At 43.5% G+C, this 8,356-nt stretch carries 6 protein-coding genes; 3 read left to right on the top strand and 3 right to left on the bottom strand.

All coding sequences use genetic code 11. From position 1 onward, the window contains the following. Positions 1-266: 266 nt before the first annotated feature. Positions 267-1,082: a helix-turn-helix transcriptional regulator gene (locus V7Q33_RS15755; protein WP_333820448.1), complete on the bottom strand. Its 816-nt coding sequence runs from the start codon at positions 1,080-1,082 to the stop codon at positions 267-269. Between the two features lie 80 nt (positions 1,083-1,162). Next, positions 1,163-1,381 (bottom strand): hypothetical protein, encoded by a 219-nt coding sequence (locus V7Q33_RS15750; protein WP_333820447.1) that lies wholly within the window; start codon positions 1,379-1,381, stop codon positions 1,163-1,165. Positions 1,382-1,723: 342 nt separating this feature from the next. Between V7Q33_RS15750 and V7Q33_RS15745 the strand changes: the two genes are divergently transcribed. The 3 genes from V7Q33_RS15745 to V7Q33_RS15735 all read left to right on the top strand — a co-directional run bounded on the left by V7Q33_RS15745 (position 1,724) and on the right by V7Q33_RS15735 (position 8,141). Next, positions 1,724-5,065 (top strand): two-component regulator propeller domain-containing protein, encoded by a 3,342-nt coding sequence (locus tag V7Q33_RS15745; protein WP_333820446.1) that lies wholly within the window; start codon positions 1,724-1,726, stop codon positions 5,063-5,065. A 322-nt stretch (positions 5,066-5,387) separates the two neighbouring features. Next, a complete protein-coding gene (locus V7Q33_RS15740; protein WP_333820445.1) occupies positions 5,388-7,619 on the top strand; it encodes a TonB-dependent receptor plug domain-containing protein in 2,232 nt (743 codons plus the stop codon). A gap of 3 nt (positions 7,620-7,622) precedes the next feature. Next, positions 7,623-8,141 carry a YfiR family protein gene (locus V7Q33_RS15735; RefSeq protein WP_333820444.1) on the top strand — a complete coding sequence of 173 codons (519 nt, stop codon included), beginning with the start codon at positions 7,623-7,625 and terminating at the stop codon, positions 8,139-8,141. A gap of 11 nt (positions 8,142-8,152) precedes the next feature. On the opposite strand, the gene V7Q33_RS15730 is transcribed toward V7Q33_RS15735, so the two are convergent. Then, positions 8,153-8,356, bottom strand: a 204-nt coding sequence (locus V7Q33_RS15730; RefSeq protein ID WP_333820443.1) for a hypothetical protein, incomplete at its 5' end; no start/stop codon positions are given.

Below are 8,356 nucleotides of genomic sequence, written 5' to 3'. Positions count from 1 at the left end.
AGACGCATGTAGCGCCTTAAATTTTTGAAATGTTGACATGGTTGTTTAATGTTTAATGTTCAATGTTTTTCGTCTGCGATAATCTTTCAATTTGATAGAACAAAAGTATAGATGGCCAATGCCGCTAACTTGTATAGATCGGAACAACTGAAATTATTTTAAAAAAAAGATCAATGAGTAAGAATTAAAGAATCAAAAAATCAGGTATAGATTGCCCCACCCGGATAACCTATAACGATTAACCTGTAACGGATAACCTGCAACGGTTACCGGTTAGGCGAAGCGAGAATAGCCGATGAATCTTTAGTATTAAATGCAGAAGGAGAGAAGCCCGTGAAGAGTTTAAAATCTCTTACAAAGTGCGACTGATCGAAATAGCCCGCCTGGTAAGCAATAGAGGTAAGCGATTCTTCGTGATTGCCGGTGAGTATAAGACTTCTTTGAAAGCGGTTTATTTTATAGTATAGTTTAGGCGAGAGCCCGGTATATTCTACAAATAACTTTTGAAGGTAACGTGAGCTGATGCCATAGCGCGAAGCAACACGTTGAATGTTATCGCAGAAATCTACGTCACGCATATCGGTGATCACGTTGTGAACCACTTGAAACTTTGTACGGCGTTTTTGAAAGGCGATGAGCTTCTTTAATAAGAACGAATCGAGAAGCGCAAGCTGTTGCTGCAGAGAAGGAGCATTTAACAATTGCTCATGCAGGTGTAGCACATCCGCGCCCGCAGCCGCGCGGAAGTCGGAGACGTGATCGTTGAAGATATCGATGCGATCGTTCAACATGATCGATGCCGTGTGCGGATAGAAACGAATGCCCAGCATTTTATTCTTGCCTAACGATTTAAATTCGAGTGGTGTAATAATCTGCCCCCAAAGCTCTATGCCGGGCGTTGTATCAAATCGATTTTCGCGACCGGTCTGAAATGAACCACCACCGAGGTTGAACATCACCTCCATGCAACCCGTGGCAAAGGCTTTGTCATGCACAATAGTATTGGTATCGTATTCACACACATAGTAACATTTTACAAATGCCCGCAAATTTTCGGCCGGTGTAAATTCCTGATACGTCATGCGTTTAAAGATAATAATATGCCGCCAAATTAAGCGCAGGCAAGGGGAGGTGCTTGTACAAATCGGAACAGTTCAGAAAATCAGCTTCCCGGCTGTTGCTTTAAAAGCTCGCTATATATTTCGGTGGCAAATTGCGTTAATTGCTTTTCGCGATGAACAATATCTGAAAGATTGAGTGTGCTGCTCTGCTGCGTAAGTTGAAGGTATAGATCGTGGATCGCGTCACTCTCTGCATAGAGGCCCATCAGGTTGAGAATGTTTTTACTTAATTTCGTATTACGCAATTTGCGCTGATGCAAAAAAAATGTGGTTCTGAGTATTGATCCAGATGCGGGTCCAGCTATATCAATAACCCTTGTCTTGACATATAACGAAAAATTAGCCTCTATCTCAATCATCTATCCCCTAAAAAATGATAAATTTTAAAGATTGCGGCTTTTATAGTCGTGCCTGCAACTTGAAAATTCAGGCTTACTAAAAGAAAAGATGGTACACCAGCGATTTGATTTCGAATTTATTTTCGAAATTAAGGAGTATTTATTCAAATGGTTTTGCACTCTTCTCTATTCAGGGCAACCGTTTGGCTGCTGGCCACTGTATTATTTTCCATAAATCATGGACTGTGCCAGCCCACTCCGCCCATGTATGTATACAGTAACACCTTTACCAGCGAGGATGGGTTGTCGCAAAACACCGTTATATGTGTAGCGAAAGATCGTGATGGTTTTATCTGGGTTGGCACCGCCGATGGCCTTAATCGCTTTGATGGATATTCTTTTAAACATTTCAGTCATTCTGATAGCGATTCTGGCAGTATCAGCAATGATGTAATGCGAAAAATGCTGGTAGATAGCAAAGGCAGGCTCTGGATAGGCACTTACAACGGGTTAAATCTCTACGACAACAAAACTGAAACCTTTCGGAGATTTTTACAAAATCCCTCTAACGACAAAACGATCAGCCAGAATACTATACTCAATATTCTGGAAGACAGGCACCATCAGTTGTGGGTAGGCACCTATTGGGGGCTTAACAAAATCAATCCGGAAACGCTGGAAATAACACGGTATAATCGCCATGACGATGGAACAGGATTGTCTGACAATGCTGTAAATTCTTTGCTGGAAGACAGGAATGGCAAAATATGGGCCTGCACAGCCAAAGGCATTAATATTATTGGTGCCAAAGGTATAGAACGAACTATACCGCAGAGCAATGCCCCCGATGGCTTGTTGCCCCAGCTTATTATAGATGTTGTTCAGGATACAACCGGTGCTATATACTTTGCAACCAACGGCAGCGGAGTACTTCGGCTGGAAAATGAAACCGATCAAACCTTCGAGCATTTTGTACATGAAGAGGGCAAGCCTTCTCTTGGAAGTAATATCATGGGCAAACTGGCTATAGATCGTAATGGTGTATTGCTTGTTGGTTGCGATGGTGCGGGGCTATTCCGATACGATGGCAACGGAAAGTTTACACAGATACTGAACCGCGAAAACCGAATACTCGATAATGGCAGCGTTCAGGAAATTTTTGTTGACGAACAAAATAATTACTGGGTAGGTCTTTTCGGTGCAGGGCTAACCTTTATATCGGGCGAGCGGCCGCGCTTTGATCACTACCGGTATTTCAATGCAAATATGGAACGCATCGGTAAGAACTCGGTGCTTTCTATAGCGGAAGATCACAATAAAAAAATATGGATTGGAACCGATGGAGCCGGTCTCTATAAATTTGATCCGGAAACCAAACAGTTCACTTCCTATTTACACGCGCCTGCCGATGAAAACAGCATCAGTACCAACGTAGCCAAGTCGCTGCTGGTAGATCAGAAGAATAATCTGTATATAGGTACGTATGCAGGAGGACTAAATTATTTCGATACTAAAACCAACAGGTTTACACGTTATCTGCACAATCCCAACGATACTACGAGCATCAGCACAAACCATGTGTGGTCGATGCTGGAAGACGGCAATCGTATATATACCGGTTTATTGGGAGGGCTGAACGAATTTTTGCCCGACAAAAAAATCTTCAATGTATTAACTATTACCGGAAAGAATCCCATTACCACCAACACCGCGTCTGTATTCTGCATGCGTAAGGATAAAAATGGCTATATCTGGATGGGAACACGGCTGGCGGGCATTCACCGATACGATCCGCGAACGAGAACATTCAAATCTTTTATAAATATACCGGGCGATTCGTTGAGCTCGCCTACCAACGAGATACTGGATTTTGAACTTGATTCCAACGGAAAGCTTTTAGTGGGAACCGATAACAAAGGGTTGATCCGGTTTGATCCGGAAACATTTGCCTTTAGCGAAGTAATTGACGAGTTCAGAGAGAAAAATATACCCTCGGTGCTTGAAGACGATACGCACAATATATGGTTTACCTCTTTTGATGGCCTGCATCGTTATGATCCTGCTACTGGAAGAATTTTTAATTATACCATAGCAGACGGCCTGCAGGGCGCTCAGTATAACGAAGGTGCCAAATTGAAAAGCTCCACCGGAGAGTATTACTTTGGTGGTACAAATGGTTTGAATGTTTTTCGTCCTGAAAAAGTATTGGAAGATCACAGCAAGCCGCCGGTAGTGTTCACCAGGCTTAGTCTGTTTCACGATGCGGTAAAAATAAATGATAAATCCGGATTGCTTACCAGGAGTATATCACAATTAAGGACGATCACATTTCAACCCGGCCAAAATGTTTTCTCCATTGAGTTTGCATGCCTTGAGTATAAGTTTCCTAAAAAAAATAAGTATAGATATTTTTTAGAGGGCTTTGATAACGACTGGAACGAAGTAAACGAAAACCGGACAGCCACCTATACCAACCTTCCGCCCGGAGAATATACCTTGAAAGTAAGCGCCACCAATGGCGATGGTTATTGGAATAACGATGCTGCCAGCATTCAGATTATTGTTATACCGCGATGGCATCAGCGCATGGATGTCAGGATTGGTTTTGCGGCAGTGCTTGTTATGTTTGTGCTGCTGGTAATTCACGTTCGAACCAGTTTCCTGTTCAAGCAGAAAAAGAAACTTGAAGACCTCGTTACGCTGCGTACACAAGTAGTGGAGTCGCAGAAAGAAGAGATCAAAGACAAGAATGAACGATTAGAGCAGGCTTATGAAGAGGTAAACTCGGTAAACGAAGAACTGCAACGTGTAAATGAAGAGCTGCAGCGTGTAAACCTGAATCTTGAAAAGCTGGTAGAGAACCGAACCGAAGAGCTTGAACACACCATTAAGAAACTGATGGAAACCGATCAGGGTCTTGATACATTTCTGTACAGGTCGAGTCACGATTTGCGCGGGCCCATTACATCTTTACTGGGACTGGCGCGGCTGGCAAAAATGCAAAGCCATCAGCCGGAATTAAACACATATTTCAGCAGCATCGAGAGCACAGCCAATCGCATGCTGCGACTTCTCGTGCGACTCAGTGACACGGGTGCGCTCTTTCGCTCGAAACGCGAAACACAGCTGATTATGGTAGATGTATTTATACAATCACTCTATCGTCAACTAAGCAATCTCAATGCAAACAATGTAGTACATGTAGAGATTGAAAATAAAGCAGGCGAGTCGTTTACGTGCGATTCAATTTTACTCAATCATATTGTTGTAAACCTGATGGAGAACAGCATTGTGTTTAGAAGAGAAGATAGTCCGTTTGTGAAGTGCGTATTTTGGATGATACAGCAGCAATTGGTGATTCAGGTAATAGACAATGGAATTGGTATACCGCAGGATGTAAGGAACCGCATATTTGAGATGTTCTATCGTGGATCAGAAAAATCTATCGGCAACGGCCTCGGCTTATTCATTGTAAAGAAAGCTCTTGAAATTCTGGAAGGTACTATAGAAATAGAGAGAGATCCGAACAGGTTCACTATTGTTACTGTTAGCATTCCGCTTAAGAGTGCTCATACTCCTGCCGCGGGCTCCGGAAATGGTGGTTGACGTCCAATATGGCATTTCCTGATATTTTGTCTCGGATTTCTTAGGAAAACGTACCTGTAAATTAGGTATAGTGTTTTACCCATTGTGCTGTTATACCCCGGCATTTCTTTACGTTCATGTAACGAATATATACTTTTATCTTTTCGGCAGACAGACTGTTGCCGTCACATATTTGCATTTTGTATACACTTGTTCCGTCCGTGTATTATTTTTTTGAAGCTGTGTTCGAATAGATTCACATTTACCTTTATCATTCTGGTTTAGTTAATACCACCGTTAAGGTATTATATTTTGTAGTCGGGCTTTAATCTGTTCTGTCTAAATGAAGTATTTGGTAGTCTTTCTTTTTCTTTTAGGAAGTATACTATGCGCTTCGGCGCAAACTCCGGCACCGGGCGATTCGCTTGCCCGCTATTACGATATGAGTTTGGAAGAACTTCGCAAAGTGAAAGCTTCGGGAGTGTCCAGTGAGCTTGAAAAGTTTCTCAACTCACTCCTGTCGGTAGCATCTCAAAAAACACTTTCCACATTAGAGAGTCCGGGTATTGTGAGTCTCATTACCGAAGAAGAGATCAAGGAATCCGGAGCACGCGATCTCATCGATGTGTTCCGTTTGATTCCTGGTTTTGATTTTGCGTACGATGGCAACGGAAAAGTTGGGTTGGGTATACGCGGCAACTGGGTAAATGAAGGTAAGGTATTATTGCTGATCGATGGTGTGCAGATGAATGATATATTCTCGGCAACGCTGTCGTTTGGAAATCATTACTCCGTAAATAATATAAGTCGTATTGAAGTGATACGCGGTCCCGGTTCTGCTATATATGGTGGCTTTGCTGAATTAGGTGTTATCAATATCATTACCAAAAAAGGAAGCGAGCTCAAAGGCGGCTATGTTACTACTACCTATGGACAGACGAGTAGTACGTATGCCCGCAGAAATGTAGAGTTTGGCATAGGCAATACCGTGCATGGCTGGGATGTGAGCTTTACCGGTATAGCAGGGCAGGGTAATATGGCCGATCGCACAGCATTTTTTCAATCGACAAACACGACTGGTGGAGGTCCACCGGGTGGCACTACTCCGCCTATCACAGGAGGAAGCGGAGGTGGTGGCACCACGGGCGGTGGTTCTTCCGGTTCACCTGCTGACTCTACAGGTACAGGAACATCGCAGATCACAGGATCGTATCACAACCTTGTGAACAATGCCGATGCCAATCCGTTCATGCTGAATCTGAAAGCTACACACAAGGGATTTTCTTTCAAGACGATTTTTGATAATTATGGCTCAACCGTACACGATGAGCAGGATGCGAATGGTAATTCTTTTATAACCGAGCGAAAGTTTTCATTCTTGTCAGAAGTAAAATATGCTATAAATGTTTCACGAAAGCTTTCTGTCACACCTGCCATTACGTATATCAGGCAGGCACCACGAACCAAAAGCACAATTGATAGTATATCATATTCCCGCGAAACGGGCGAGCGTGTGAAGGGAAGTATATTGGTAAATTACAATCCTTCCCGTAAGGTTAACGTAACAACCGGCTCCGAATTTTTCCGCGACAAAGCAGCCAACAAGAAAGACTCTATCCAAACCGCCAATGGCGCAGTTGAGTCATTTGCCTATAGAAACTACGCATTCTTTTCGCAAATACTACTCAAACACCGCTTGGCCAATGTTATTCTCGGTGCGCGATACGATCATAACTCCAGTTTTGGTTCAGCGTTTGTGCCTCGTGTAGGACTCACCCGGAAAATAGATCGCTGGCATTTTAAAGCGTTATATAGTGGTTCTTTCCGCGCGCCAACCATTCAGAATATAGCGCTGGGACGACAACAGGATTCTACCAACGTTGGCGTTGCCAGTTCCATGCGACCCGAGAAGACCACTATCGCAGAACTGGAAAGCGGTTATCAGATCACCCGCGATATGGTGATCACGCTCAATGTATATAGCAGCACCATTCATCATCCGATTGTATATAACAGCGATCTGAATATATACTATAATGGTGATAATGCTGCTACCCGTGGCCTGGAGCTCGAGGGGCGATATAGAAAACACTGGGGGTATATTCATGCTAACTATTCATTCTATACTGTGAAGGGTTTGAGCAAGATCACAACCTATACCACCCGTCAATATGTGTCCGGAGATGATTTTTTGCCGAGCGGAACAGAAGCTAATTCATCCGTTGTGTTGGCATTTCCGGCACATAAGGCGACTCTTAATGCCGGTATGCATGTCCGCAGGAATATTACGGTAAGTCCTACGCTTATCTTCTATGGCAAGCGCTATGGATACGAACTTACCGAAGTTTCGGAAGGAAGCTACCAGAACAACCTGGTTGTAAAAGATCCCGTATGGCTTGCCAACCTGTATATATACTGGAAAACTCCTGTGCACGGGCTGGCAGGTGGTGCCGGTGTAAATAACCTGTTCAACACCAACTATAATTACCTCTCGCCTTATTTTACGATAACCAGTTCGTATCCTTCTACTTCGCGGGAGTTTACCCTTCGATTAACCTATAACTTTAATCTTTAGTATATGAGGTCAAAGCTCAAAACGACAGGCTTACTCCTGATGCTGTTTATCGGCATGGCAGCTCAGGCACAGTCTGTAGATTACAAGGCACAGGTGTTGTTCATGTATAACTTCATCAAGTATACCAACTGGCCCTCGCAGGCAGACAACTTCCGGGTGATGGTATATGGTAACTCGCCCATGAGCAGCGAGCTTAAAAAACTGGCTGCTGTTAAGAAAACCCCCAATGGCAAATCTATAGTAGTAACGGAGGTAACGGATGCCAAAGACCTTACCGACTGTGAAATGCTCTATGTAGCCGATGTGAAGAGTAAAGATCTTGAGGAAATTTTAAGCTGGGCGAAAGATAAACCTGTTCTTATCATCGCACAACGCGATGGCCTTGTAAAGAAAGGTGCATGTATAAATTTCTTTATACAGGATGACGATCGGCTTGGCTTCACGGTGAGCATGAAAAATCTGGAAGCCCGCAGGCTAAAGATTGGCTCCGAGCTGATGGGCCTTGCCGAAGTAGCTAATTGATCTGGCAACGTTTAATGATAGCTTCCCCTGGAAGCGATCTTCCCATCGTGAATTTGCAGCTCGGCTTCTATAGCAAAATGATCGGACAGGTCAGCATGCTCTGCATTCCAGGCTTGACGGAAGACTCGAATTTTCCGTTGCAAACAGTTAACGGTGCCCGGCTCGTTGTTTCGCAATAAAATGTAGTCGATCAGGTGTGGCGCTATATCTTTATT

This window comes from Ohtaekwangia sp. (assembly GCF_036786105.1).
In the GTDB taxonomy this organism is placed as follows: domain Bacteria; phylum Bacteroidota; class Bacteroidia; order Cytophagales; family Cyclobacteriaceae; genus Ohtaekwangia.
This window is presented reverse-complemented; position numbering and strand designations above follow the sequence as displayed.